Origin of the sequence: Alteromonas sp. S015, from assembly GCF_036864485.1 — a bacterium.
In the GTDB taxonomy this organism is placed as follows: Bacteria; Pseudomonadota; Gammaproteobacteria; order Enterobacterales; family Alteromonadaceae; genus Alteromonas.
Genome location: NZ_JAZETO010000013.1, coordinates 13,686 through 38,432, shown reverse-complemented (window position 1 = coordinate 38,432; position 24,747 = coordinate 13,686). Strand labels below are relative to the sequence as shown.

Below are 24,747 nucleotides of genomic sequence, written 5' to 3'. Positions count from 1 at the left end.
ATGATAATTGTTATCATTTTAATGTAAAGTATGATTTCGTTTTTATATTAATGTCGATGCTATTTTTAGCGTTGTCGAGTGATTAAAATGAAAACATCTTTACATCAACTGTCGTATGCGGGCATATTTTAACCAGTTGGCTTATTAGCTTTTACCAAAAGCCTTTTTACACAGGAATTTCTTATGATTACCGTGGTGTTTAACCAAAAAGGTGGAGTGGGTAAATCAACAATTAGCACCAATTTAGCCGCGCAAAGTGCTAAGTTGGGTTACAAAACCTTATTGGTAGACCTAGACGCTCAGGGAAATAGTACTCACTACGTGGGATTTAACGTTAGTGAACAGAGCCTTACCGTGGCCGACATGTTCAAACAAGTGGTTGGTATTTTCAGAACAGCAAAGAAGCCTAAAGCGTTCGTGCACTCAACGTATTTTGAGAATCTCTTCGTTATGCCTTCCTCTCCTGCGCTGTCAGAAGTCGAACGAGAACTCGAATCACGGTACAAAATTTTTAAACTTAAAGACGCGTTAACGGCGTTAAAAGGCGAATTCGACAACATTTTTATCGACACGCCCCCTAATTTTAATTTTTATTCTAAAGCGGCACTTATTGCTGCAGATGGCTTTTGCGTTCCCTTTGATTGCGACGATTTCTCGGCGCAGGCCATTGAGCGTTTACTCGAAAATGCAATGGAACTAAAAGAAGACCACAACCCTGAACTGCGTTTGTTAGGTATTGTAGTTAATCAATTCAATAGTCAAGCAAAGCTACCAAGAGAGCTAATAGAAACGCTAAAACAACAAGACTTGCCAGTGTTAGAAAGCTACATAAGTGCTACGGTGAAGGTGAAAGAATCTCATTCTAGACGTGTGCCGCTGCCCTTCTACTTACCCAAGCATAAAGTCACAGGGCAAATAGAGGCGCTATTTGAAGAGCTAAACGCAAATAATTCATGATGCCCATAGGACAACCTAGACATCAATATCAATATGCTTAAGTCCGCCGCTGTTATTGTCTCGCTCTTTATCCTTTGAGTTCTCGACTGGCGCATCTATCACCTCGGTACGCTTAATGTCTTGGAAGTTGTCTCGTTCCTCTTCACTAAGATGTTCAGATTTCTTCGTCTTCTGCACTTTCTTGACGCGCTCATCCGGCTCCACAGGCACTTTCATATTGCGTGGCAAAATGGGAAACAGTAGATCGTTGCTCATACGCCCTCCAAAAATTTACGTTTGCCTCTATAACTTATCGGCAACCAGTTGCCCAAAATTACGGTTCAAAACTCATTCATAACGAATAGTTTTATTATATACACATTAAATTAGAGTTAATGTGCCAAAAGAGTTCACTTTAACCTTGCAAATCCCAATTCAAAACGCTAATGTTTCAGCCGTTCGAAATTAGGAATTAAAATTTTTTAAAATGATTAACTGCGCGACGAAACATCACCATCACCACAAAGCATAACCTTTCAGGTTCGTGCTGGAAGGTCTATGTATCCTTCCAGTGGCGCAGATAAAACAAATTCTCGACCCTCGGAAGGAAACTTCCGGGGGTTTTTCGTTTTAGGCGCAATCAAAAGTTAAAACACAACGTGTAAGGAACGTTTCAATGAGTAACAGCAAAAGACTTCGAATTGCCGTACAGAAATCAGGTAGATTGAGCGATGACAGCATTGCCCTACTGAAAGCTATAGGCATTAAACTCAATATTCGTGATCGCCTGCTGATTGCGCATTCTACGAACCAACCTATTGATTTGCTTCGCGTACGTGACGACGACATTCCAGGTCTTGTTATGGATGGCGTAGTAGACCTAGGCTTTATCGGCGAAAACGAGCTTGAAGAAAAAATGCTAGAGCGCAAAGCTGCTGGCAAGCCATTCGAATACGAAGTACTGCGTCGCCTAGATTACGGCGGCTGCCGCCTGTCTATTGCGGTACCTAATGAGATGGATTATCAAGGCATCCAGTCGCTGGAAGGCAAAAAAGTAGCAACAACGTACCCCTACCTACTTGAGCGCTACTTCAAAGAACAGGGCATAAATGCAAAGGCTGTAATGCTACAGGGTTCTGTGGAAGTTGCCCCACGTGCAGGTGTTGCTGACGCTATCTGTGACCTTGTATCTACCGGTGCAACCCTTGAAGCTAACGGCCTTGTTGAAAAAGACGTTATTTTCCGCAGTAAAGCGGTACTTATTAAGCGCGCTGATGGCGAGCTTAGCGACGAGAAAGAAACACTCGTTAACCGGTTAATGCCACGTGTTGATGGCGTGTTACTGGCAAAAGAAAGTAAGTACATCATGCTACACGCACCAAAAGCGTATTTAGAGCAGGTGAAAAGCCTACTTCCAGGTGCTGAAAATCCAACGGTGCTACCGCTTGCTGGAAATGAAGAGCAAGTGGCTATTCACGTTGTTTCTACAGAAACCTTATTCTGGGAAACCATGGAGAAACTTAAAGCCCTTGGTTGTAGCTCTATTCTTGTAATGCCAATCGAAAAAATGATGGGCTAAAAGGCAGGCAATTATGATTACTTGGTCATCTCTTTCGGCAAATGAGAAAAAACAGGCGTTAGCTCGCCCGGCTATGGCCAATAGCCAACAGTTAAAACAAACCGTGGGTGATATTATCGCCCGCGTTGAATCAGAAGGTGACGCGGCAGTACTTGATTACACGCGTAAATTTGACTGCCCGGACCTTACTAGCCTTGTACTTTCACAAGACAACATTGATGCCCTTGCAGCCAAGGTAACACCTGAGGTCGCAAATGCCATCGACACAGCGTTTAACAATATAAAAACGTTTCACGAAGCGCAGGTGCCAAGTGATATTGCGCTAACCACAACGCCTGGTGTTAAATGCGAGCTGCGCTTCACTGCCCTTGATGCAGTGGGTCTTTATATTCCAGGCGGCAGTGCTCCACTTCCATCAACCGTGTTAATGCTCGGCGTGCCAGCATTGGTGGCGGGCTGTGAGAATAAGCTACTTTGTACTCCACCAAACAAAGAACAGCTTATCGCGCCTGAAATTGCGTATGCGGCCAGAAAGTGCGGCATAGACAAGATCTTTTTGTGTGGTGGTGCACAAGCAATCGCTGCTATGGCGCTTGGCACAGATACCATCCCTCAGGTTGATAAAATATTCGGCCCAGGCAACAGCTTTGTTACCGAAGCTAAACAGCAGGTTAGTCAACGTGCTGATGGTGCAGCTATTGATATGCCGGCCGGTCCGTCAGAGGTATTGGTGCTAGCCGATGAATTCGCTAACCCTGAATTTGTGGCGGCAGACCTGCTTTCCCAAGCCGAACACGGCCCAGACTCCCAAGCTATTTTAGTGTCTAACAGCGCTAAGCTTATTGAAGAAGCAAAAGCCGCGGTTGAGCGTCAATTAGCTACGCTATCTCGCGCCGAGATTGCTCGACCTGCTATGAAAAATGCGCGTTATATTTTGGCCGATTCAATTGAACAAGCCATTAAAGCAAGCAACGCCTATGCAGCTGAGCACTTAATTGTGCAAATTGAGAATGCCCGTGATTATTTGCCAAAAATTAAATACGCAGGCTCTATATTCTTGGGCCCGTGGTCGCCAGAATCAGCTGGTGATTATGCGTCAGGTACAAATCACGTGCTTCCCACATACGGCTATGCAAAGAACTATTCTAGCCTTGGTCTTTTAGACTTTATGCGCCGATACACAATTCAAGAACTAAGCGCAGACGGCATGCGTAATTTAGGCCCAGCTATCATGGCACTAGCGGCAGCAGAAGGTTTAGATGCACACGAACAGGCCGTTGCACTTCGTATGCAGGCACTTAAGCAAGGGGACGCCTAATGTCGGCACTTATCGATAACCTAATAAATGAAAACTTAGTGCCGCTAAAGCCTTATGAGTCGGCGCGTCGCTTGTTTTCAGGTGGTCAAGACTGGCTTAATGCTAACGAGTCACCTTATGCCAACGAATACAGTGTAGATAGCAGTAACTTTAACCGCTATCCATCGTGCCAGCCTGAAGCGGTAGTCAGTGGTTACGCTAACTACGCCGGGCTAGATAAATCACAGCTTATTGTTACCCGCGGGGCGGATGAAGGTATTGAACTGCTTATTCGTACTTTCTGTACACCAGGTAAAGACAGTATTTTGATTTGCCCGCCTACCTACGGTATGTATGCCATCAGTGCTGAAACCTGTGATGTGGGCATTAAGAAAGTGCCGCTTAACGACGACTTCAGCCTTAACGTGAATGCGGTATGCGCTGAAGATGACGTTAACGTAATTTTCATCTGTGCGCCTAATAACCCAACCGGTACGCCAGTTGCTCGTGAAGACATTAAAACCGTGCTCAATCACTTTGCCGATAGAGCGCTTGTTGTTGTAGATGAAGCGTACATTGAGTTTGATGCCGACAATACGTGGGCAAATGAGATTAACAACTACCCCAACTTGGTGGTACTTCGTACGCTGTCTAAAGCGTTTGCACTTGCCGGTCTTCGCTGTGGTTTTACACTTGCCCAAGCACCCGTCATTCAAGCTCTTCTTAAAGTGATAGCGCCCTATCCTATTCCAGAGCCAGTGGCGCAGATTGCCGCACAAGCATTGTCTGCAGAATCGTTAACGCTACTTGAGCTTCAAGTGGCAACCATTAATCGCGAAAAAGAGGCCCTAGCCGAAACGCTGGCATCTATTGAAGGTTTTGAATTAGTGGGTGACAGACGAGCAAACTTTATCTTATTCCGCTACGCAAAAGCGCAAGCTCTAATGCAATACTTGGTAAGCCAAGGCATGCTTATTCGCGATCAATCAAAACAGCTTAACTTACAAAACTGTTTGCGCGTAAGCATCGGCACTGAAGAGCAAAATCAGCGTTTAATGCAGCTAATTAACGAATTTAAAAATAATGAGGACGCGGCATGAGTCAGCAAGCCATTTTATTTATTGACCGTGACGGTACACTTGTTGAAGAGCCGCCAGTAGATAAGCAATTAGATAGTCTAGAGAAGCTGGTTTTCGAGCCAAACGTTATTCCCGTGTTGCTTAAGCTTAAAGCGGCTGGCTTTAAGTTGGTGATGGTAAGTAACCAGGATGGGTTGGGTACAGACAGTTTCCCACAAGAAGACTTCGACAAGCCACACAATGCGATGATGGCCATTTTCGAAAGCCAAGGCGTGGTATTTGACGACGTGCTTATTTGCCCGCACTTTGATGAAGATAACTGCACATGTCGTAAACCAAAGCTTGGACTAGTGCAAGAATACCTACAGCAAGGCAAAGTAGATTTCACTCGCTCGTTTGTGATTGGTGACAGAATTACCGATGTACAACTTGCTGAAAACATGGGTATTCGCAGCTTTCAATACAATCGTGAAACCCTAAACTGGAATGATATTCAGAAGAACTTACTGGCATCATCGCGTATTGCAGAAGTGGTACGTACCACCTCTGAAACTGATATTAGCGTGCGTGTAGATCTTGATTCGCAGGCTAAGTCGACTATTCAAACCGGCATGGGCTTTTTTGACCACATGCTTGATCAAATTGCTACCCACGGTGGCTTCGAGCTAAACCTGACTACCGATGGCGATTTACACATTGACGATCACCACAGTGTAGAAGATACCGCGCTTGCCCTTGGCGAAGCGCTTAAAAAGGCACTGGGCGACAAGCGTGGCATTGGGCGCTTTGGCTTTGCTTTGCCAATGGATGAGTGCCGTGCAGAATGTATTATGGACATTTCTAACCGCCCTTACCTTAAATTTGACGCTGAATTTAGCCGCGATCAGGTAGGCGAAATGGCCACTGAAATGGTACCGCACTTCTTTTATTCGCTTGCACAAAGTATGGGACTATCGCTGCACCTTTCCACCAGCGAAGGCAATGCACACCACCAGGTAGAAAGCCTGTTTAAAGTTTTTGGCCGTGCGCTACGTCAAGCTATTACGCGCCAAGGCGATGCACTGCCTAGCAGTAAAGGAGCCCTGTAATGTCAGTGGTAAACCCTAGCCAGCGACAAAAGATAGTGATAGTGAACACCGGCTGCGCGAACATTTCATCGGTACGCTTTGCCCTTGAGCGCTTAGGCGTTGAAGTAGACGTATCAGACGATGTAAACGTGATTAAAAGCGCTGACAAAGTGTTTTTACCCGGCGTCGGTACAGCAGCAGCGGCGATGGCAAGCATTAAGCAAAAAGCGCTAGTGGAAACTCTTCAGTCGCTTACCCAACCTGTACTAGGTGTATGTTTAGGCATGCAGCTTATGGTTGAAACCAGCGCCGAAGGTGGTTTTCAAGGCACAGGCAACATCGACTGTTTGAACCTTATGCCCGGTCACGTAGCACGCATGGAATCAAAAGGCGTGCGCTTACCTCATATGGGGTGGAATACTGTTACTCATAACAACGAAAGCTTGTTCAAAGGCATTCCGCAAGATACCTATTTTTACTTTGTGCATAGCTTTGCCGTACCAGAGTACGAGCATACGCTTGCAAGCTGTACTTATGGCAATGCATTTTCAGCCGCCATAAACAAAGACAATTTTTACGGGGTGCAATTCCACCCAGAGCGTTCTGGCCAAGCCGGAGCACAACTACTGACCAACTTTGTGAACCTATAATGATTATTCCAGCGATTGATCTTATTGAAGGACGCGTAGTTCGCTTATATCAAGGGGACTACGAGCAAAAAACCCAATACGAACTGGACCCAGTTGACGTGGTTCACGACTATGCCAACCAAGGCGCAACCTGGCTACACATTGTTGACCTTACCGGCGCTAAAGACACCAGTAAGCGTCAGCTTTCGCTTATCAAATCTATGGTCGACACCAAGCGCATGCAGTTTCAAGCAGGCGGCGGCATTCGTAGCGAAGAAGAAGTTGCGCAATTACTTGAGACGGGCGTAAGCCGCGTAGTGATTGGCTCACTTGCCGTTAAGCAACCTGAACTTGTGAAGTCTTGGGTAGAAAAGTACGGTCCAGAGCACATTGCATTAGCCCTTGATATCAATATTAGTGATAGCGGTGAAAAGCTAATTGCTACACACGGCTGGCAAGAGAACTCGGGCGTAGCCCTTGAAGGCTTGCTGGAAGACTTCACTACAGTAGGCGCAAAGCATGTGCTATGTACCGACATCAGCCGCGACGGCACGCTTCAAGGTGCGAACACTGAGCTTTATCAAGAAATGGCAGCCCGGTTCCCACACGTTAGCTGGCAAGCGTCTGGCGGTATTGGCAGCATCGCTGATATTGAAGCGCTAAAGCCCACAAACGTTGGCGGCGTAATTTTGGGTCGCGCGTTACTTGAAGGAAAGTTTACGGTGAAGGAGGCTATCGCATGCTGGCAAAACGCATAATACCGTGTTTGGACGTACGCGACGGCAAAGTTGTTAAGGGCGTTCAGTTTAGAAACCACGAAATTATTGGTGACATTGTGCCTCTTGCCGAGCAATATGCGAAAGCAGGTGCTGACGAACTGGTGTTTTACGATATTACTGCAAGCTCTGATGCCCGCGTGGTAGACAAAAGCTGGGTAAGCCGTATTGCACAGGTTATTGATATCCCTTTTTGTGTAGCTGGCGGCATTAAGAGCATCGAAGACGCTGGGCGCATTTTGGAAATGGGCGCAGATAAGATTTCGATTAACTCCCCTGCTCTTAATAACCCAGACTTAATCAATCAGCTCCATGATGTGTATGGACAACAGTGCGTAGTGATAGGAATCGACAGTTTCTATAACGAAGCGACCGACCAATATGAAGTGTACAAATTCACCGGCGATGAAGCACGTACGCAGAAAAGCCAGTGGCAAACCATCGACTGGATTAAAGAAGTTCAGTCGCGCGGCGCTGGTGAAATTGTGCTGAACTGCATGAATCAAGACGGTGTGCGCAAAGGCTATGACGTGAAGCAGCTTAAAGCCGTGCGCGATGTATGCGAAGTACCGTTAATAGCATCAGGTGGTGCAGGTGAAATAGCTCACTTTACTGATGTGTTTAAACAAGCTGACGTAGATGGCGCGCTTGCAGCGTCGGTATTTCACAAAGGCATCATCAATATTGATGAGCTAAAAGCAGAGTTAACCAGCAATGGCGTTGCCATGCGTAAGCGTCACGGATTAACGGCGCAAGCAGAAGGAGTAAACCCGTGATCATTACTAATGAAAACAGCAATAAATTGGCTTGGGACAAAATGGACAACCTACTTCCTGCCATTGTGCAAGACGCACTATCTGGCAAGGTATTAATGCAGGGTTACATGGACCAAGACGCCCTAGCGAAAACCCTTGAAACGGGTAAAGTGACCTTTTTCAGCCGTTCAAAGCAACGCCTTTGGACTAAGGGAGAAACGTCAGGTAACACGCTAGATTTAGTGAGCGTTGCCTGTGACTGCGACCAAGATTCACTGTTGGTACTTGCCAATCCAAACGGCCCGACATGCCACACCGGTGTTGAAAGCTGCTGGTTTGACGGCAACACGCCAGCCTTTACGTTTTTAGCAGACTTAGAGCGCGTTTTGGCTGCCCGTAAAGAAGCCGATCCCAAAAGTAGTTACACTGCAAGCCTTTACAACAAAGGTATTAAGCGCATAGCACAGAAAGTGGGTGAAGAAGGCGTTGAAACCGCACTAGCTGCTACTGTACACGACAAAGAAGAGCTTAAAAACGAAGCCGCTGATTTGTTGTATCACCTAACGGTTCTGCTTCAAGCAAGCGATATGTCGCTTAATGACGCGCTTAATGTGCTGCGTGAGCGTCATAAGTAACCCGCTGTAAAACTCGTTTATTATTCAAAATGCCCTCCTCGTTTTCTACGCGAAGGGCATTTTCGTTTGGTACTTGCTACTTCTCTATTTCCCTTACAACCTGCCCATAAGCTAGCAATGCGAACAACCCTGTTCCGCCAACAATATTCCCAAGCAATGTAGCACCGATTAGAGAAACTGTTTCGATAACACTTATCTTATCTTGCAGTGCTAACAAGAACAGTTCTGTTGAACCTGCTATCACGTGCGTGAAATTTCCTATAGCAATTAAGTAGGTAAAAATAACGATCATCAAAATTTGAGAATGCTTGACCGAAGGCTTCATCCACACAATAGCGGCGATGATAAACCCAGAAGTAATACCGTAAGAAAAAGCGTCTGACGGCGATAGCTTGGCGTAATGCTCAGAAATAGCGGTCATCCCTTCAACCAGTTCTGGTGGAACAGATTGCAGCGAAAAGCTGAAAAACGCAGCCAAAAAGGTGCCAAACATATTGGCGGTGAAAACGATGAACCACAGGCGCGCAATGCAAAAGCCCATATTAAACGAAGGCTTACTTAACAATGGCAAGATAACTGACAGCGTATTTTCTGTAAACAACTGTAGCCGACCTACGATTACTAGCACGAAACCAACCGTATAGCCTAGATTTTCAATAACAAACTGATTGGGAGAGCTTGCAAAGAGATGATGCAGAATCCCTTCAGCTAGAATTGAAATCGAGATGCCAATGCCTGCCGCCACACCAGACCACCACAATGACATCATAGGGCGCTGAAGTTCTTCTAACCCTTCCCTGTGGACAATGGCATACAGAGAAACAGAGTTTAAGCTCTGATTATCTCGTACATCTTTTTCTTCAGTATGACTAAGGGCAACATCTTGCTCTCTATGCCCAGACTCCTTCACTTTTTCCGTCACTCATGCCTCCTGCAACTCTTTTCTTCACTAGGACGTTTGTCTCAATCACATAGTATTTGGTCCACGACACTGTTATTTAACAGGTACCAACAGACCACTCTATTCGGTTACGTTGATTTAGTATGTTTTCGGTCACAATCTCACTGTAAAGGCGCTTTATTTCTCCAACGGTTAACGCTTTTATCTCAGCTTCTTAATGTAGAACGCAATCAAGGGGAAGGCCAAAGTCGCTGATTTCGCTAACCATACTTAGTTTAGCGCTATTGCTGTAATTACATGGAACATTCTTGTTCGTTTGAATGTTTCAGACATCGTTTTGTTCTTCGCTAATCACAAGCGTTACAAGTGCCACAAGTATACCTTCAGTGCCATGGTATCCCTTCTGCTCAATTTTTCTATATAAATAAAGAAGCGGTTCACGCAGGCCCAACAAAAAAATAAATACATGATTTACATAAATTAATTACACCAAAACAGTAGCAATAACACGACAATGAATACAACATTGATTGGCTATCGACATAGTTCGTTACATTTTCCTCGGCTCAATATTGAACAAACTTATCAATTTATCATCTACAGCTATTACAAAAGCCCTAGCTTGATAAAACTTCGATAAGTGAGAACCTAAGCCGTGTTAAATCTAAAACAAAGTGTTAAGAACAATTTGCCTTTCATTTTATTTGTCGTTTTGCTTTTCTCGTTTCGCAGCAGTGTTGCTGACTGGTATCATGTTCCTACAGGCTCAATGGAGCCTACGATTCAAGTAGGTGACCGTGTAGTGGTTGATAAGTCAGCCTACACGTTAGAACTACCGTTTACAGACGTTATTATTGCAAAGACTGATAACATCAATCGCGGTGACATTGTAATCATCGACAGTAATGCAGCTGATATTAGATTGATTAAACGAGTGGTTGCTATTGAAGGCGATGAGGTCAAATTAGAAAACAATGTACTTTTCATCAATGGTGAAAAAGCATCGTTAAGCGCAGAAGGTCACTATCTTTATTCCGAGGAAGTTTTAGGTCAAACTCGAACCATAGCGCTTAAACCTATAACCAGCCCAGCGAAAAGCTTCAACTTGGTAACCGTGCCCAGAGGTCATGTACTGGCGATGGGAGATAACAGAAACTATAGCGTTGACTCTCGTTACTATGGATTCATCCCAGTTGAAGAGATTCAAGGTAAAGCTATTTCCGTTGCATTTTCGTTAGATACTGAAGATATGTATTTACCGAAAAAAGATAGGTTTTTTACATCACTCCAGTAGAGCGGAATGGCTCCCTTCCTTATAACAGAGACTACGCTAGGCCTTTACTTACGTGCAAATTTTCAGCAAAAAATGCTGAGCGAACTCTATAAAGAGATGATATACACTTATATAGATTAAAATGTAGGAGCGATAGCATAAAAGTAATTTCTAACTAAGGAAATGCGTATATGGGTCTTTTTTTCTACCGAACTCCCCTTTTCATATCACTATTTAATAGAGCTACAGGGCATTCTTAGCACTGTTTTTGGGTGGACTTAACGCCTGCTTAAATCCGCTCTTCAAATAAAAAAGTAATATATGGTTTACACACTTTGTAACCAAGTGTCACATCTTTCGTGTTTTTCCCTATTGCAACATAAGCATCAGGAGTGCTATTCATAATTTTGCAACATTTTCGTGTTGCAAAAACACACAACAAGTAAAATGGAAATAAGGAAATAACAATGAAACAAGGTCGTAAAGTAAGTGCAATTGCAGTGGGATTAGCACTTTCAGGATTAACCTCTCTGCCTCCTGCGTACGCACAGCAAGCTGACGAAGAAGCAGCAAACCTTGAACGAATCGCAGTAACCGGTTCTCGTATTAAACGCACAGATATGGAAGGCCCTTCACCTATTCAATCAATTGACGCAACAATGATTGAAGGCATGGGCTATGAAAACCTTCAACAACTACTCGAACGTATGCCGGCCACAGGTGCGGGTACCTTCTCGACACGTAATAACAGCCAAGACTCAACTGCCAATGGCGCCGCAGCGGTATCCTTAAGAGGTATGGGCCCAGACGCCACACTTGTGCTTATAAACGGACGTCGTGTGGCAATTAGCGCCTTTGCGGAAAGCATCACTAATTCATTTGTTGATATTAACTCTATACCTGTATCCGCTATTGAACGAATCGATATCTTAAAAGACGGTGCCTCGGCGATTTACGGCTCAGATGCTGTTGCAGGTGTGGTAAACGTAGTGCTTAAGAAAGACTATGAAGGCTTAGAAATTAATGCCGGTTATGGTGGAACAACAGGCCCAAGCTATGATGAGACAACCGCCAGTATTCTATGGGGCTCTCAAAGCGAAAAAAGCAGCGCGACAGTCATCATCGATTACTTTAACAATAGTACGCTAGGCGCTGATGAAATGGGTCGATTTGGTACAGCAAACCAATCACCTTACGGCGGTATGGACTTCCGTTCGTCACGAGGTTACCCGGGCTACTTCTATGTAGATGGCGTTAAAACTATTGACCCTGACTGCCCAGAAGATAGCGCAACCGCTTCTGGCAGCTGTCTGTTCGATTATGGTCCATTTGGTTTAACTATTCCGGCTTCTGAGCGCGTTGGCTTTATTGGTCAGTTCGACTACAAGATTGGCGATGAAACCACAGCCTTTATGGAAGTTGCGATGCAACACAACACATCTGAAGCTGGCGGTGCGGCAACGCCTCTTGATGAAGATGCAGGTTTAACCGTTCCTGGAACTCACCCAAATAACCCGTTTGGACAAGACATTGAAATTGGCCGCTATCGCCCTGTTGATGCAGGTGCTCGTCGATGGGATATCGAATCTGACACCCTTCGTTTAGTTGCAGGTCTTCGTGGCACTTTCAACGACTACGACTGGGAAGCATCGGTTCAAAAAGGTCGCAGCCGCTCAGAGCAAAGCGGTGACCAATCACAAGGTTGGGTTCGTGTAGATTGGCTACAGGAACAAATTAATCTTGGTAATTATAACCCATTTGGTGGCGTTACTAACCCACAAAGCGTAATTGATGACATTACCACGAGCCTTGTGCGCCGAGGTGAGTCTAGAATGACTAGCGTTGACGCTCACATTACAGGTGAAGCATTCAGCTTTGGTGATGACGTTGTAATGATGGCAGCAGGCGTTGAGTATCGCGAAGAACAAGTATCTGACGTACCTGATGTTCAGTTCCAGCGCGGGTTAATTTTCGGTACTGAGTCGGTTTCTGCTTCAGCCGAACGGGACCAATATGCGGCTTATTTAGAGCTTTCCATTCCTTTAGCTGAACAGCTAGAACTTCAGCTGGCTGGCCGCTACGACCACTATAGCGACTTCGGTAGCACCACCAACCCTAAGATAGCGTTACGTTGGGCGCCTAGTGATGAAGTTACCGTTCGCGGTTCATGGGCTCAGGGCTTTAGAGCGCCGTCTCTTGCACAAGTTGGCCTTGGTCCGTCACAGAAAAGTGTCTTCTTCCTCGACAAGTACCGCTGTGACGCAACAGGTCAAGATTGTGAGTCGTTGGATTACAATATTGAGTTTGCGGGTAACCCCAACCTAGATGCCGAAGAGTCAGAGTCTTGGAACGTGGGTGTAATTTATGCACCGATTCAAGAGTTAGGCTTGAGCATTGATGTATGGAGCATTACGCAAGATAACAAAATCGACGAGCAGCAGTTTGGTCTGGTTTACGACGCAGAATGTAATAATCAAAACAGCACAATCTGTGTACGCTTAGATCCGCAGCCTGGCGAATCGTTAGGTGTAATTCAGAAGATTTTCAATACCTACCAAAATGTATCGTCGCAAGAAGCATCCGGTATTGATTTCAGCGCAAACTATCGCATGGAGTTGCAAGAATACGGTAACGTGCGCTTCAACTTAGATTGGTCTTACATGAATGAGTTCGAAAAAGACGATCTTGATTACACGGGTGAATATGGTTATCCAGAGCACCGCTGGTTGTTCGGTACAACATGGTCGAAAGGCGCCTTTGATGCTAATTTAAATATCAGCTTTATTGGTGAATTTGAAGATACTCCAGACGCAGACTTCGACGGTGTGTTGGACTTTGAAGAAAACACCTCTAGAACCGTTGATTCTCAAATGTTGGTAGACTTGCAGTTCGGTTATAACTACAGCGACAACCTTCGCCTGGTTATTGGTTCGAACAACTTGCTTGATGAAGAGCCGCCATTTGCTATTGGTGACGGTGATGGTGACCTTTACGGTTATGTGGGAGGCGTGCACAACCCGCGTGGCCGCTTCGTTTACTCTAAACTTACCTACCGCTTCTAAAAGCCTGTAAAAGAAAAAAGCGCTCTAAGGCATAACCATGCCTTGAGCGCTTGTCTATCATCACAACTCACCGCTCTGTACATTTTATCGGCTAGTTGTCTCCTTTGCGTTATAATCCGAAATGAATAAGCATAAGGTTACCCACAGCAGCACAAAGCATAGCTAAGAAAGTCAGAATCATGCCTGCGAAGCGCTGCCAGCTAACGCCAGAGTGGCGACCTAAGCCATACGCATGCAACACACGACCAAATAGTAATGCACTTCCTAAAGCGTGAACTGCCCACATTTGACCCGTATTCGCTTCAAAGCACGCTATCATAATAAGTGTAATAGGTACGTACTCGCTAAAGTTGCCATGCGCTCTAGACAAACGAATTAGGTCTTCATGTCCACCATCGCCAATACCCACTTGGTGGCGACGCCTTGCGCCAATGACCAAAAAAGACAAATACAGGTAACAAATACCTAATAAACTGGCGTAAAACGCCGTGATTGGCAAAACCATGAGCTGCTCCACATGTTATAGTTTTATTGCGTTGTAATAATCAGCGTCTAATCGATGTCATTAAACGTTATCCGCTAGTAAGTTACAAGCAACAAAAAAGGCCGCCTAAGCGACCTTTCGTTGATATTATTGCGTTTACCCTAAACGCTCAGCCAGTTCTGCACTCACTTCTTCAACGGGACGTGTACCGTCTAACTTATGGTACTCACAGTTTCCAGCGTCAGCCTCAGCATTGTAATAATTTACAAGCGGTTTTGTTTGCTCATGGTAAATGGCAAGACGTTTGCGTACTGTTTCTTCTTTGTCGTCATCACGAACGATGAGTTCATCGCCCGTTTCATTGTCTTTACCTTCCACCTTAGGTGGATTGTAAACAACATGGTAAACACGACCTGATGCAGGGTGTACGCGACGGCCACTCATACGTTCTACGATTACGTCATCTGGAACGTCAAACTCGATACAATGATCAACAGTAACTCCTGCTTCTTTCATTGCGTCAGCTTGTGGAATAGTACGAGGGAAACCGTCTAGCAAGAAACCGTCTTTACAGTCATCTTGTGCAATACGCTCTTTAACAAGACCAATGATGATTTCATCAGACACTAGCTTGCCTTCGTCCATTACACGCTTAGCTTCTAGACCTAGCTCTGTACCCGCTTTAATTGCAGCACGAAGCATATCGCCCGTTGAAATTTGTGGAATGCCATATTTGCCCATTAAAAATTGAGCTTGTGTGCCCTTACCCGCGCCAGGAGCGCCGAGAAGAATGATTCGCATGAGTGCGTTCTCCGCTTATGATTTTTGAACTTTTTACTTCGGGCACTTTACACATTCAACACTGTAGTGACAAGTGTAAGGAGTACCGTAAAGTTAATCTTAAGACTAATGGCGAATATATGTTCAGCTTATAGGCTCTTTTGTTAATATGAGCCTACATCCATTAAGTAATTCATCCGAATTAAGATGAATAAGCTAATGCTTAAATATGATTAACGTCAAATCTTAGACCGTCAAAATATAGCACAATAAAATGGCTAAACTTACTTTTGTTAGTCGTTGCAATAAAAAAACGGGCATTACGCCCGTTTTTCAACATAAATCTATTATTTTACTGCTTTATTTAGCTAACTTCATTAGAAGCGTGTTTAAATTCTGCACAAAGCTAGACGGGTCTTTCAAACTCCCCTGTTCTGACAGCGCAGCTTGATCAAATAATACACCAACCCACTGGTTAAATAACTCTTCATCTTGGGTATCGGCAAGCAGTTTTACCAAGCTATGTTCAGGGTTGAGTTCGAAGTGATACTTCACGTCTGGCACGGTCTGACCCGCAGCCTGCATTAGCTTCATCATTTGCGTGGTCATGCCATTGTCGTCTGCCACAATTACCGCAGGAGAGTCAGTCAAACGATGAGTAAACTTAACATCAACGACCTTATCGCCAAGTGCAGTTTTCGCTCGCTCTAAAACGCCTTCAACTTGCTTTTCTGCTTCTTCTTGCGCTTTCTTAGACTCTTCGTCTTCTAAGTCGCCTAAATCTAAGTTTCCTTTCGCAATTGAAACAAACTGCTTTTCGTTAAACTCAGTAAGGTGAGACATTAACCATTCATCAATGCGCTCGCCCATTAATAGCACTTCAATACCTTTCTTGCGGAAAATCTCAAGGTGCGGACTAGACTTCGCGGCTTGTAGGCTATCGGCAGTCACATAATAAATCTTATCCTGACCTTCTTTCATTCGCTCGATATAGTCAGCCAATGAAACGGTTTGTGCATCAGACTCACCGTGAGTAGAAGAGAAACGCAGTAGACCCGCAATTTTTTCGCGGTTGCTGAAATCTTCTGCCGGGCCTTCTTTTAACACGTTGCCAAATTCATTCCAGAACGACTGATATTTCTCTTTGTCGTTTTTAGCCATTTTTTCAAGCATCTGTAATACGCGTTTGGTGCAACCTTGGCGTAGCGCTTGCGTAATTTTGTTATCTTGAAGGATTTCACGAGACACGTTAAGCGGAAGGTCATTGCTGTCTAGCAGACCTTTCACAAAGCGTAAATAAGTAGGCATGAACTGTTCAGCATCATCCATAATGAAAACGCGTTGAACGTAAAGCTTAAGGCCATGGCTTTGGTCGCGGTTCCACATGTCGAAAGGCGCTTTTAAAGGAATGTAAAGTAAGCTGGTATACTCAGTTTTACCTTCTACTTTGTTGTGCGCCCATGCAAGCGGATCAGCGAAGTCATGAGAAATATGCTTGTAAAATTCGTTATACTCGTCGTCAGTAATCTCAGACTTTTCACGAGTCCAAAGCGCGGTTGCTTTGTTTACAACTTCCCACTCACCCGGCTGGCCTTCAATTTTTTCGCCGTCCGGACCTTCACTCTCAGGCACTTCATCTTTCCACATTTGAACAGGAATGCTGATGTGATCAGAATACTTACTTACAATGGAACGCAGACGCCACGCATCGGCAAACTCTTTTTCATCTTCGCGAAGATGAAGCGTAATTTCAGTGCCGCGAGTAGGTTTGTTGATTTCAGCGATAGTAAATTCGCCTTCACCGTCTGAAATCCACTCAACACCAGCAGACGCATCTGCGCCAGCAGCGCGGGTTCGTACCGTTACTTTGTCAGCGACGATAAATGCAGAGTAAAAGCCAACACCAAACTGACCGATTAGCTGTGAGTCTTTTGCGCTATCGCCAGAAAGTTTACTAAAGAAGTCTTTAGTGCCTGACTTTGCGATAGTACCCAAGTTCGCAATAACTTCATCACGAGTCATACCAATACCGTTATCGGTAATAGTGACGGTATTCGCTTCTTTATCGACGCTCAGCTTTACGTTTAATTCGCCATCGTTTTCGTAAAGGCTATCATTTTCTAGTGCGCGAAAGCGTAATTTGTCCGCAGCATCTGCCGCGTTTGACACTAACTCACGTAGAAAAATCTCTTTGTTTGAATACAAAGAATGAATCATCAGATGAAGAAGCTGTTTTACTTCTGTTTGAAAACCGTGGGTTTCTTTGTGGGCTGCTTCAGCCATAATCCAATATCTCCTCGTTGAATGGATCACGTTTGATGATAAACAGGTAAGGTCGCTCACCCCATTTTTCAACGTTTAGAGCGAAAATTTATTTTTTATAAGGAGATTTTTCTTTGGATTAAGCGAATTAGCGATCAATTTTTGGGCTGGGCCGAATGAAAGCGTGAAGTAGGCCACAAATTAAGAGCCTACGCTGAACGTTTTGCTCACCAATAATGAGTGCTCACAAAGGTAAAAACTATAGTTTACGACGACCCGAGAATGCATGAGTTAGCGTATTGCCATCAATATACTCGAGCTCTCCCCCGACCGGCACACCGTGCGCTATGCGAGAAGCATCAACGCTATGACTTGTACATAGCTGAGCGATGTAGTGCGCCGTGGCCTCTCCTTCCACTGTAGGGTTTGTGGCTAGGATGACTTCGTTTATCCCACCAGCGGCAAGCCGTGCTTCAAGCTCGATTAGACCAATTTCCTCTGGACCTACGCCATCAATAGGTGACAAATGCCCCATAAGCACGAAATACTGGCCCTTATAACTTAAAGTCTGTTCAATTGCTAACACGTCTTGTGGGCTTTCAACAATACACAACAACCCGCTTGCTTCTCTTTCTGGATGACGACAGATGTGACATAATTCGTCTTCCGTAAATGTTCTACAACGCTTGCAGTGATGAATATGTTCCATGGCATTGTGTAATACGTTGCTTAAATCGATTGCTCCCGTGCGATTGCGCTCTAATAGATGAAATGCCATACGCTGGGCGCTCTTGTTACCAACGCCGGGGAGACACGTTAGTGCCTGAATTAATTCTGAGAGTAGCGGACTGAACTTCATAGTATTTACTGCTTTAGTACTGTTTCTGTTTGTTTCGAACTTTCGCGGTATTTAATCACGTTCCGCTTTGCGCGGTCGAGCTTAACTTCATAAATGTTACCTCCGAATAGCCCCTTAAACTCTTCATCCGTAAATACTAAAGTATTCTCGTCATAAAACGTGACAGCTTCTTTCTGTGTAACTACCCCTAAATCAATGCGTGACACATCACCACTGAAGAAATTATCGCCTTCAAAATTTTCAAACAACCACAGACTGGTTGAGTCTAACAATACTAATTTCGTTCGATCCGGGCTTAATGCGGCTGACGTAATCCAGCACAACTTTTCAAGGGTGGTACAGGTTTTAAACTCGCCTACTAGCTGTGCGTCAAAATTAGCGGCATGATCGCCAACCTTGTACAATTTAGTGATGCCGTCAAAGGGTTTTGTTCTATTCTTGGTGAAAAGATAGAGTTTTCGCTTGTATTCAACAAACGCTTCCAAATCGTAGTTCTTATCCTTCGGCTTTACTTTTCCTCTACCCATTTCTGGATAAGTGAACTTAATGATCTCTGCTTCCGTGGTATCGCTTTTTATATCAATGGGGTTTTCAATTTTATAGATTGTTAACCAACGTCTATCATTGTCATTGTTACCGAAATCGCCTAAAAAAAAATGACCAAAACTGTTTTGTGTCATGTCTTCCCAGTCGACGTTTTTAGCATTGCTAACAGTAACTTCTCTTTCAATAGTTCCATCTTTATTGAGCATATAAAGAACAGCACCATCTCCACCGTCGTTTATTGCCCACAGTCTTTTGTATTTATCGTATTCTATTCCAGAAATTTCCTTGAGCCTCGGATCAACCGCCACGGTCTTCATTTTGAACAGGTCGTAAACACTCATAACAAATAAAACGGTCGCAATGGGGAGTAATGTAACCGTGGTAATAACTGAGCCTTTCCTTAGCACTTCTCAAACCTCTATTTAGGCACTTGCTTTTGTATTTTCCCAGCGCTCTTTCATAAAGAATGACCGTTTAAAAAGCTTGGGTATAAAGAATTAATGATATAACGAATCAGATCAGATTTAGGATCCGTTTTTTTGCGAAACGTCATTCTAGTGCGATGTGCTATCTTTTGTCGACATGAAATGCCGCTTAATACACTATTAATGTGCTCAAACGTTGAGGAAAATTGATATGTTATAAATATAGGATAAAAGCGTTTTCGCTCTCCTATTTATTCATCCTGGCATGTTCCTTCATGCCTACCAGTGACGATGCGTGTTCTGTTTGCAGGTATTCCATTAAATCAATCAAGCTCAACGGCCTTGTAAAGTAGTAACCCTGCATAGCTTTGGCACCGATTTTTTGGGCAAAGGATACCTGTTCCACGCTTTCTAACCCTTCTAACGTACATGGCATTCCGAGTTTAAGGCACATCGACACCACATTTTCGATAATTAAAGCTCGGCGCTTTTCTTGTTTGGTTTGCAATGGAAAATCAGGCAGCAGCGATCGGTCTATTTTAATAGCGTCATACGTTTCGTCGGCCAGCTCTGATATACAAGAAAAACCCGTACCAAAATCATCAATGGAAACCGTTACGCCAAGTGCTTTAATTTGAGTAAGCACCTCTCTCGCTTTTGCACTTTGAAGCGTAGATTCAGTTATTTCGATAACTATTCGGCCAGGCTCAATATTATGAAAAGCGAATCGCTCGGCAAACAAATCTATAACCCCAGCATTCTGTAGCTGAACCGCAGACATATTCAAATTAAATTTTACGTTTGAAAACCCCCAGCTGGTAAGCGCTTTTAATGCAAAACACACCTCATCAAGCATCAGTAAACCAATGTCGTGAATGTGCTTTGTACGTTCCGCTATGGGTATAAACTTATCTGGGCTGATTGGTCCATGACTTGGTATGTTCCAACGAGCTAATGCCTCTACCGCTAATATCTCACCTTTCGCACCAATTATAGGCTGAAAAAAGGCTGTGATTTGTTTACTCTGAATGGCGCCTTTAAGGCCCTGCTGAATGAAAAGCCGATACTCAATATTCTTCGAAAGACTTTCATTGTATGTGACAACATTGTTTTTACCGCTCTGTTTTGCTGAAAACATGGCGATATCTGCACTTTTAAGCAGCTCTGTCGAGGACATGTTTTCGGTAGACGATGCCACGCCAATACTTGCCGTAATATGAAAATTACCTGATGAGGTTTTAAACTCTTTCTTCAATGAAGTAAATAAGCGCGACGTCATTTTAGTTAACAGCGAATGGCAGGTAGTGCTTGTCACGACAACAAATTCATCACCTCCGAACCGAATGACGTTGTCATCATCACGCAAAGCGGCTTTGAAGCGACTGGCACATGCTCTAAGTATTTCATCGCCCACCTCATGTCCATGGGTATCATTAATGAGCTTAAACTCATCGATATCGATAAAAATAATTGAGCACGGTTCACATGATTCACTGTAAGTCTCAACAATATTATTTAGGAAGTTGCGATTTCCAACCCCTGTGAGCGCATCGGTAAATGCAAGGTACTTTAATTGACTCTCAGATGATTTAAGCTCTGAAACATCGGTGAGAATAGCAACAAAATTCGTTTCGCCATCATCTACGTCAAACGACGTTACTGACATGGTTAAATGGAACCTGCATTGCTCTTTAACAATGGTAAGTTCTGCTCTTAAACCGTCTATTAGATAATCAGGGCGAAGATCGTGTTTGCGCGCTTTAGGAAAGACGTTGTTGATATGCTTGGATACAAGTTGTTCGGCTTTGGTATCTAACATATCGCACAACGATTTATTGGCCTTTATTATGAGCCCATCCGCATCGCACACCAAAACGCCCTCTTTAATCTCACTTACAATCTTATCTGCTACGCTTAGGTTTAACTGGGTACTTTGTAGTACTGAAATGTCCTGTATGGCTCCAATTTGAACATATTCGTCACTCCACCCCACGTCAGAAAGGACAACTTGAAACCATTTGGTCGGTTGTCCATTAATTCTTAACTGTAACGTTGTAAGGTAATTCGACTTTGCGTCGATCGCCTTTTTTAATTCCGCTTCCTTCTCTTCTGGAAACAACGAAAGGAATTCAGAAATTGGCATTTTACGAGGAAAGTCAAAAAGGTTCTCCACGCTTTCAATAACCACTGACTGAGTAGAGACATCTACTTCTAACACCCCTAACTTTGCAATTTGTGAGGCCATTTCGAAACGCCTATTGGACGAGGCAAGCGCTTTTTCTATTTTTTTTCTTTCTAGCGCAACTTGAATTGTCGTAGTGAGTGAAAGCGCACCATAGGGTTTCACCAGATACCCATACGGAGAAACCTCGAGCGCATTCGAAATTGTTGTGTCATCGCAGTACGACGTAGTAAACACCACTGGTACTTGAAGCCTTTCGGTTATGTTTTTTGCAATGTCGATACCAGAATCTGCCCCCCCTAAATCAATGTCTATTAAAATAAGATCGGGAACGCGCTTTTCAACCAACGAATATAACTCGCTTGCAGTTTTGGCTATGCCTAACACTTGCATACTAGCTCCGGTGAGCGCAACTTTAACGTTCATCGCTTCAACTAAACTGTCTTCCACAATAAGTATCAAAGGGCTAGTATTATCAGTCACGAATTTATACCTTAAACCCAAACGCTTCGATGGAACGCTTTAGTAACGTTGTGTCGACGGGTTTAGTTAATATATCAATATGAGACAGCTCGTCTGGCAGCTCTATTGCTGCGCCATAGCCCGTAATAAAAAGAAAAGGAATGGCGATCTTTTGTATTTCGATTCCCAGTTGAAAGGTATTTTCATTCCCCAAATGAACGTCTAGAAACATCATAGAAGGTTTCGCTTTGGCCAACGCTGCTCTTGCAGAGCTGACGTCACCAAAGATATCAATTTTATCAATACCCAGCTGTTTAAGGTGCTTTTTAAGGTCGAGCGAAATAAGGAGGTTATCTTCAACTATGAAAGCACTTGTAAGGATTTTTTCGGCCTTCGTTGTAGAGCGTATTTGAGACTGCTCTTCATTAGCCGCCTGCTGTTGTTTTTCCGAGGAACAGTTGTCTAACTCTATGAATTTACCAGGAATTAAAAACGTTGCGTTGAGTCCAGTGATTTTAGTGCTCAACGATGCCTTTCCCTTAAGTTCGTGAGGGATAACTGATTTTATAACCGTCATTCCGAATCCCTCCTCGCCTAAGCCATGAAGGGGAGGCCCACCCAACTCTTCCCAATGAATTGTGCAGCCCTCTTTATCGAGCCCCCAAGTTATGGCCACTCTGCCATCGTTACTGGTTGCGCTTAATGCACCATATTTGGCCGCATTCGTAATCATCTCGTGAAACACTAATACAATGGGCGTTACCGCATAAGGTAAAATTCGAATATCAGGCCCTGATATTTTGAAAGACGATTCTTTGACCATATAAGCTTTAAGCTCGTTATGAAGTAGTTCCTTAAATCTCACGCTATTGTAAGAAGAATGCGTTAGCTGATCATGACCGAGAGCGAGCGCAGAAATTCTTGAAGATAATGAGACTACAAATTCATCAATATCCTTCTTGTTCTGTGATGTTTGCCCAATAATCGCACTAACTAAGTTCAAAATATTACGGACGCGATGATTGAGCTCACCAATAAGTAACTCGAGCCTCTTTTTTGCTTCACGTTGCAGCAGTTCTTTCTCGTGCAAATGACGAATAGTTAATTCCATCACACCAAGTCTAATGGATTTAGCACGTTCAATGTCTAGCGTTGTCCACGGAGTTGAAGTAGATTCATTATTTTCCACCCACTTCTCAAAACTTGCCCGTGGGGTAAGTATTTCTTTACCTTTTTTCAACTCAACGCGCTTAGTAGGGTTACCCGCCCAAAAGACTTGTTTAACCACTGACTTTCTGAAAAGAAAAATATAGTCCATTGGCTGGCTAGAGATTTTTAGCGCCAACACACCTGCTACATTTTCATCAGCTAACTCGTCGTCTATGTCTGTTAAGTTGTCAAATTGATGAATTTCCTCATCAGGTAGTTCAGCGAGTATTGCTGTGAGCCGCTTAATTTTTCGTGAGCTGAATGCGGCGCCCGATTTAGCGTATTCGCTACCAAAAATACAGCCTATACCGTCGATATCGATTAGCGTTTTAAGCAAGGAGAGCTGTTCTACAATGGCATTATTGAACGACTTACCTAATGAAAGGTTGCTAAGCACCTTAGTAAAAGTGGCGTTTGCTTTCTCGCTGACCCTTATTCGTTCATTCACCAGCCTTCTCGATAATTCTAGTGAAAACATTTCTGCGAAAAGTTCTAACTGTGAGATTAAGCGAGTAGGAATGACTTTTTCTGTGTTGTGGTGACACGCAATTAACCCCCACAATTCACCCTCAACGATGAGCGATATCGACATGGAAGCGCCAACTTTCATGTTCTTGAGATATTGAATATGTATTTCAGAAACCGCTCTAAGACGCGAAAGTGAAAGGTCTACAGACGTCACATCTTGGTTGTTTTTTCCAACGATACGGTAGGTTTCACCGTTGACATCAGAAATAGTTCTAATAAGGTTTTTCTTGTAGAGCTGCCTTGCCTGACGCGGAATATCAGACGCAGGGTAACGCAGCCCCAAGAAAGGGTTCATATCTGTCGAAGTTGATTCAGCAATAACTTCGCCTGAGCCGTCGGATAAAAATTGATAAAGCATCACCCTGTCGTGACCCGTCGCCGTTCTAATACTTTCAACTAAGCCTTGATAAAGGTCTTCAAGCTCAGAAAATATCGACATCTGAGCCATTAGCGCCGTAATAACCCCCTCGTATTTCCCCCCATTGTCTAGTTTTTCAAATTCTAAAATCAAGTGTTCTGCACTTTGATGAACACAAAGGTCAAATTTGTCTTCACAATGCGGTATTGAAACTGAATGAAGGTAAGTTGCTTTGCCTAGGATCATGGCTTGGCTTTGTGCTCCACGTATAGCGTGAACCAGGTTGCGGTCGAGTAAATCCCACAACGTATAGCCGAATAGTTGATTACCAGAAAGGCTAGCGAAACAATCTACATTTTCTGATAAATGAGTAACAACACCCGCTTTATCGACGATAATCATGAAACCGTGATTTTGTATCCTACCGAGAAGGTGAATCGGTTCTTTATCACATTGATTTACCAATGATATAAGTTCGCTAGCGTCATCGTGCATTGTAATTATTCCAACCACCTCGTTTATAATGAAGCCGAGAAAATATCAGCCACCATTAAGCTTCATAAAAAGCCTTTAATAAAATTAAAGAGCGCCTTAGTTAAAAGGTAGTCCAGATACTGGCTATGCAAAACCCTTTATGCACATTTATTTATATTAGTGTAAATA

Annotated in this window: 20 protein-coding genes and 1 other annotated feature; of the genes, 11 read left to right on the top strand and 9 right to left on the bottom strand. The window is 43.8% G+C overall.

Going from position 1 to position 24,747, the window contains the following annotated elements; genetic code table 11:
• The first annotated feature begins 183 nt into the window (after positions 1 to 183).
• Entirely contained in the window at positions 184 to 957 is a 774-nt protein-coding gene (locus V7R42_RS19475; RefSeq protein WP_334022329.1) for a ParA family protein, read from the top strand.
• A gap of 15 nt (positions 958 to 972) precedes the next feature.
• Here the strand turns inward: V7R42_RS19475 and V7R42_RS19470 are convergent, their stop codons facing one another.
• A complete protein-coding gene (locus tag V7R42_RS19470; protein ID WP_334022328.1) occupies positions 973 to 1,212 on the bottom strand; it encodes a hypothetical protein in 240 nt (79 codons plus the stop codon).
• A 231-nt stretch (positions 1,213 to 1,443) separates the two neighbouring features.
• Positions 1,444 to 1,562 (top strand) — a sequence feature (His leader region).
• A gap of 50 nt (positions 1,563 to 1,612) precedes the next feature.
• Here V7R42_RS19470 and hisG point away from each other — a divergent pair.
• Genes hisG through hisIE form a run of 8 tightly spaced genes read left to right on the top strand, consistent with a single transcriptional unit; the run spans position 1,613 to position 8,753 of the window.
• Positions 1,613 to 2,515: an ATP phosphoribosyltransferase gene (gene hisG / locus V7R42_RS19465; protein WP_014950027.1), complete on the top strand. Its 903-nt coding sequence runs from the start codon at positions 1,613 to 1,615 to the stop codon at positions 2,513 to 2,515.
• A gap of 13 nt (positions 2,516 to 2,528) precedes the next feature.
• On the top strand, positions 2,529 to 3,833 hold the full coding sequence (hisD, locus tag V7R42_RS19460) for a histidinol dehydrogenase (protein ID WP_334022327.1): 1,305 nt from the start codon (positions 2,529 to 2,531) through the stop codon (positions 3,831 to 3,833).
• On the top strand, positions 3,833 to 4,912 hold the full coding sequence (gene hisC, locus V7R42_RS19455; RefSeq protein WP_334022326.1) for a histidinol-phosphate transaminase: 1,080 nt from the start codon (positions 3,833 to 3,835) through the stop codon (positions 4,910 to 4,912). The genes hisD and hisC overlap by 1 nt, the downstream gene beginning before the upstream one ends.
• A complete protein-coding gene (gene hisB / locus V7R42_RS19450; RefSeq protein ID WP_334022325.1) occupies positions 4,909 to 5,979 on the top strand; it encodes a bifunctional histidinol-phosphatase/imidazoleglycerol-phosphate dehydratase HisB in 1,071 nt (356 codons plus the stop codon). Before hisC ends, hisB begins: the two co-directional genes overlap by 4 nt.
• Complete coding sequence (gene hisH, locus V7R42_RS19445) at positions 5,979 to 6,608, top strand: imidazole glycerol phosphate synthase subunit HisH (RefSeq protein WP_334022324.1); 630 nt, start codon at positions 5,979 to 5,981, stop codon at positions 6,606 to 6,608. Before hisB ends, hisH begins: the two co-directional genes overlap by 1 nt.
• A complete protein-coding gene (gene hisA, locus V7R42_RS19440; protein WP_334022323.1) occupies positions 6,608 to 7,345 on the top strand; it encodes a 1-(5-phosphoribosyl)-5-[(5-phosphoribosylamino)methylideneamino]imidazole-4-carboxamide isomerase in 738 nt (245 codons plus the stop codon). The genes hisH and hisA overlap by 1 nt, the downstream gene beginning before the upstream one ends.
• Positions 7,327 to 8,139, top strand: a complete 813-nt coding sequence (gene hisF / locus V7R42_RS19435; protein WP_334022322.1) for an imidazole glycerol phosphate synthase subunit HisF — start codon at positions 7,327 to 7,329, stop codon at positions 8,137 to 8,139. The genes hisA and hisF overlap by 19 nt, the downstream gene beginning before the upstream one ends.
• Positions 8,136 to 8,753: a bifunctional phosphoribosyl-AMP cyclohydrolase/phosphoribosyl-ATP diphosphatase HisIE gene (gene hisIE, locus V7R42_RS19430; RefSeq protein ID WP_334022321.1), complete on the top strand. Its 618-nt coding sequence runs from the start codon at positions 8,136 to 8,138 to the stop codon at positions 8,751 to 8,753. Before hisF ends, hisIE begins: the two co-directional genes overlap by 4 nt.
• Before the next feature lie 76 nt (positions 8,754 to 8,829).
• On the opposite strand, the gene V7R42_RS19425 is transcribed toward hisIE, so the two are convergent.
• Positions 8,830 to 9,675: a formate/nitrite transporter family protein gene (locus V7R42_RS19425; RefSeq protein WP_334022320.1), complete on the bottom strand. Its 846-nt coding sequence runs from the start codon at positions 9,673 to 9,675 to the stop codon at positions 8,830 to 8,832.
• A gap of 634 nt (positions 9,676 to 10,309) precedes the next feature.
• On the opposite strand from V7R42_RS19425, the gene lepB reads away from it, so the two are divergent.
• Positions 10,310 to 10,948: a signal peptidase I gene (gene lepB / locus V7R42_RS19420; RefSeq protein ID WP_334022319.1), complete on the top strand. Its 639-nt coding sequence runs from the start codon at positions 10,310 to 10,312 to the stop codon at positions 10,946 to 10,948.
• A 446-nt stretch (positions 10,949 to 11,394) separates the two neighbouring features.
• Positions 11,395 to 13,989: a TonB-dependent receptor gene (locus tag V7R42_RS19415; RefSeq protein ID WP_334022318.1), complete on the top strand. Its 2,595-nt coding sequence runs from the start codon at positions 11,395 to 11,397 to the stop codon at positions 13,987 to 13,989.
• A gap of 109 nt (positions 13,990 to 14,098) precedes the next feature.
• Here V7R42_RS19415 and V7R42_RS19410 read toward each other — a convergent pair whose 3' ends face one another.
• From V7R42_RS19410 to V7R42_RS19380, 7 genes are all read right to left on the bottom strand, one after another.
• Positions 14,099 to 14,494, bottom strand: coding sequence for an MAPEG family protein (locus V7R42_RS19410; RefSeq protein WP_334022317.1), 396 nt, complete (start codon positions 14,492 to 14,494; stop codon positions 14,099 to 14,101).
• A 135-nt stretch (positions 14,495 to 14,629) separates the two neighbouring features.
• Positions 14,630 to 15,274 carry an adenylate kinase gene (gene adk, locus V7R42_RS19405; RefSeq protein ID WP_334022316.1) on the bottom strand — a complete coding sequence of 215 codons (645 nt, stop codon included), beginning with the start codon at positions 15,272 to 15,274 and terminating at the stop codon, positions 14,630 to 14,632.
• Positions 15,275 to 15,613: 339 nt separating this feature from the next.
• Entirely contained in the window at positions 15,614 to 17,536 is a 1,923-nt protein-coding gene (gene htpG / locus V7R42_RS19400) for a molecular chaperone HtpG (RefSeq protein ID WP_334022315.1), read from the bottom strand.
• A 238-nt stretch (positions 17,537 to 17,774) separates the two neighbouring features.
• The gene (gene recR, locus V7R42_RS19395) at positions 17,775 to 18,374 is read right to left on the bottom strand and encodes a recombination mediator RecR (protein ID WP_334022314.1); all 600 of its coding nucleotides are present in this window, start codon (positions 18,372 to 18,374) and stop codon (positions 17,775 to 17,777) included.
• Positions 18,375 to 18,379: 5 nt separating this feature from the next.
• Positions 18,380 to 19,327: a hypothetical protein gene (locus V7R42_RS19390; RefSeq protein WP_334022313.1), complete on the bottom strand. Its 948-nt coding sequence runs from the start codon at positions 19,325 to 19,327 to the stop codon at positions 18,380 to 18,382.
• A gap of 265 nt (positions 19,328 to 19,592) precedes the next feature.
• A complete protein-coding gene (locus V7R42_RS19385) occupies positions 19,593 to 22,010 on the bottom strand; it encodes an EAL domain-containing protein (RefSeq protein WP_334022312.1) in 2,418 nt (805 codons plus the stop codon).
• A gap of 4 nt (positions 22,011 to 22,014) precedes the next feature.
• Positions 22,015 to 24,579 (bottom strand): HWE histidine kinase domain-containing protein, encoded by a 2,565-nt coding sequence (locus V7R42_RS19380; protein ID WP_334022311.1) that lies wholly within the window; start codon positions 24,577 to 24,579, stop codon positions 22,015 to 22,017.
• Positions 24,580 to 24,747 lie beyond the last annotated feature (168 nt).

Coding starts and splice junctions, on each gene's coding strand:
- V7R42_RS19475 (WP_334022329.1), top strand. CDS start 184: ATGATTACCGTGGTGTTTAACCAAAAAGGTGGAGTGGGTAAATCAACA.
- V7R42_RS19470 (WP_334022328.1), bottom strand. CDS start 1,212: ATGAGCAACGATCTACTGTTTCCCATTTTGCCACGCAATATGAAAGTG.
- hisG (WP_014950027.1), top strand. CDS start 1,613: ATGAGTAACAGCAAAAGACTTCGAATTGCCGTACAGAAATCAGGTAGA.
- hisD (WP_334022327.1), top strand. CDS start 2,529: ATGATTACTTGGTCATCTCTTTCGGCAAATGAGAAAAAACAGGCGTTA.
- hisC (WP_334022326.1), top strand. CDS start 3,833: ATGTCGGCACTTATCGATAACCTAATAAATGAAAACTTAGTGCCGCTA.
- hisB (WP_334022325.1), top strand. CDS start 4,909: ATGAGTCAGCAAGCCATTTTATTTATTGACCGTGACGGTACACTTGTT.
- hisH (WP_334022324.1), top strand. CDS start 5,979: ATGTCAGTGGTAAACCCTAGCCAGCGACAAAAGATAGTGATAGTGAAC.
- hisA (WP_334022323.1), top strand. CDS start 6,608: ATGATTATTCCAGCGATTGATCTTATTGAAGGACGCGTAGTTCGCTTA.
- hisF (WP_334022322.1), top strand. CDS start 7,327: ATGCTGGCAAAACGCATAATACCGTGTTTGGACGTACGCGACGGCAAA.
- V7R42_RS19415 (WP_334022318.1), top strand. CDS start 11,395: ATGAAACAAGGTCGTAAAGTAAGTGCAATTGCAGTGGGATTAGCACTT.
- V7R42_RS19410 (WP_334022317.1), bottom strand. CDS start 14,494: ATGGTTTTGCCAATCACGGCGTTTTACGCCAGTTTATTAGGTATTTGT.
- adk (WP_334022316.1), bottom strand. CDS start 15,274: ATGCGAATCATTCTTCTCGGCGCTCCTGGCGCGGGTAAGGGCACACAA.
- htpG (WP_334022315.1), bottom strand. CDS start 17,536: ATGGCTGAAGCAGCCCACAAAGAAACCCACGGTTTTCAAACAGAAGTA.
- recR (WP_334022314.1), bottom strand. CDS start 18,374: ATGAAGTTCAGTCCGCTACTCTCAGAATTAATTCAGGCACTAACGTGT.
- V7R42_RS19380 (WP_334022311.1), bottom strand. CDS start 24,579: ATGCACGATGACGCTAGCGAACTTATATCATTGGTAAATCAATGTGAT.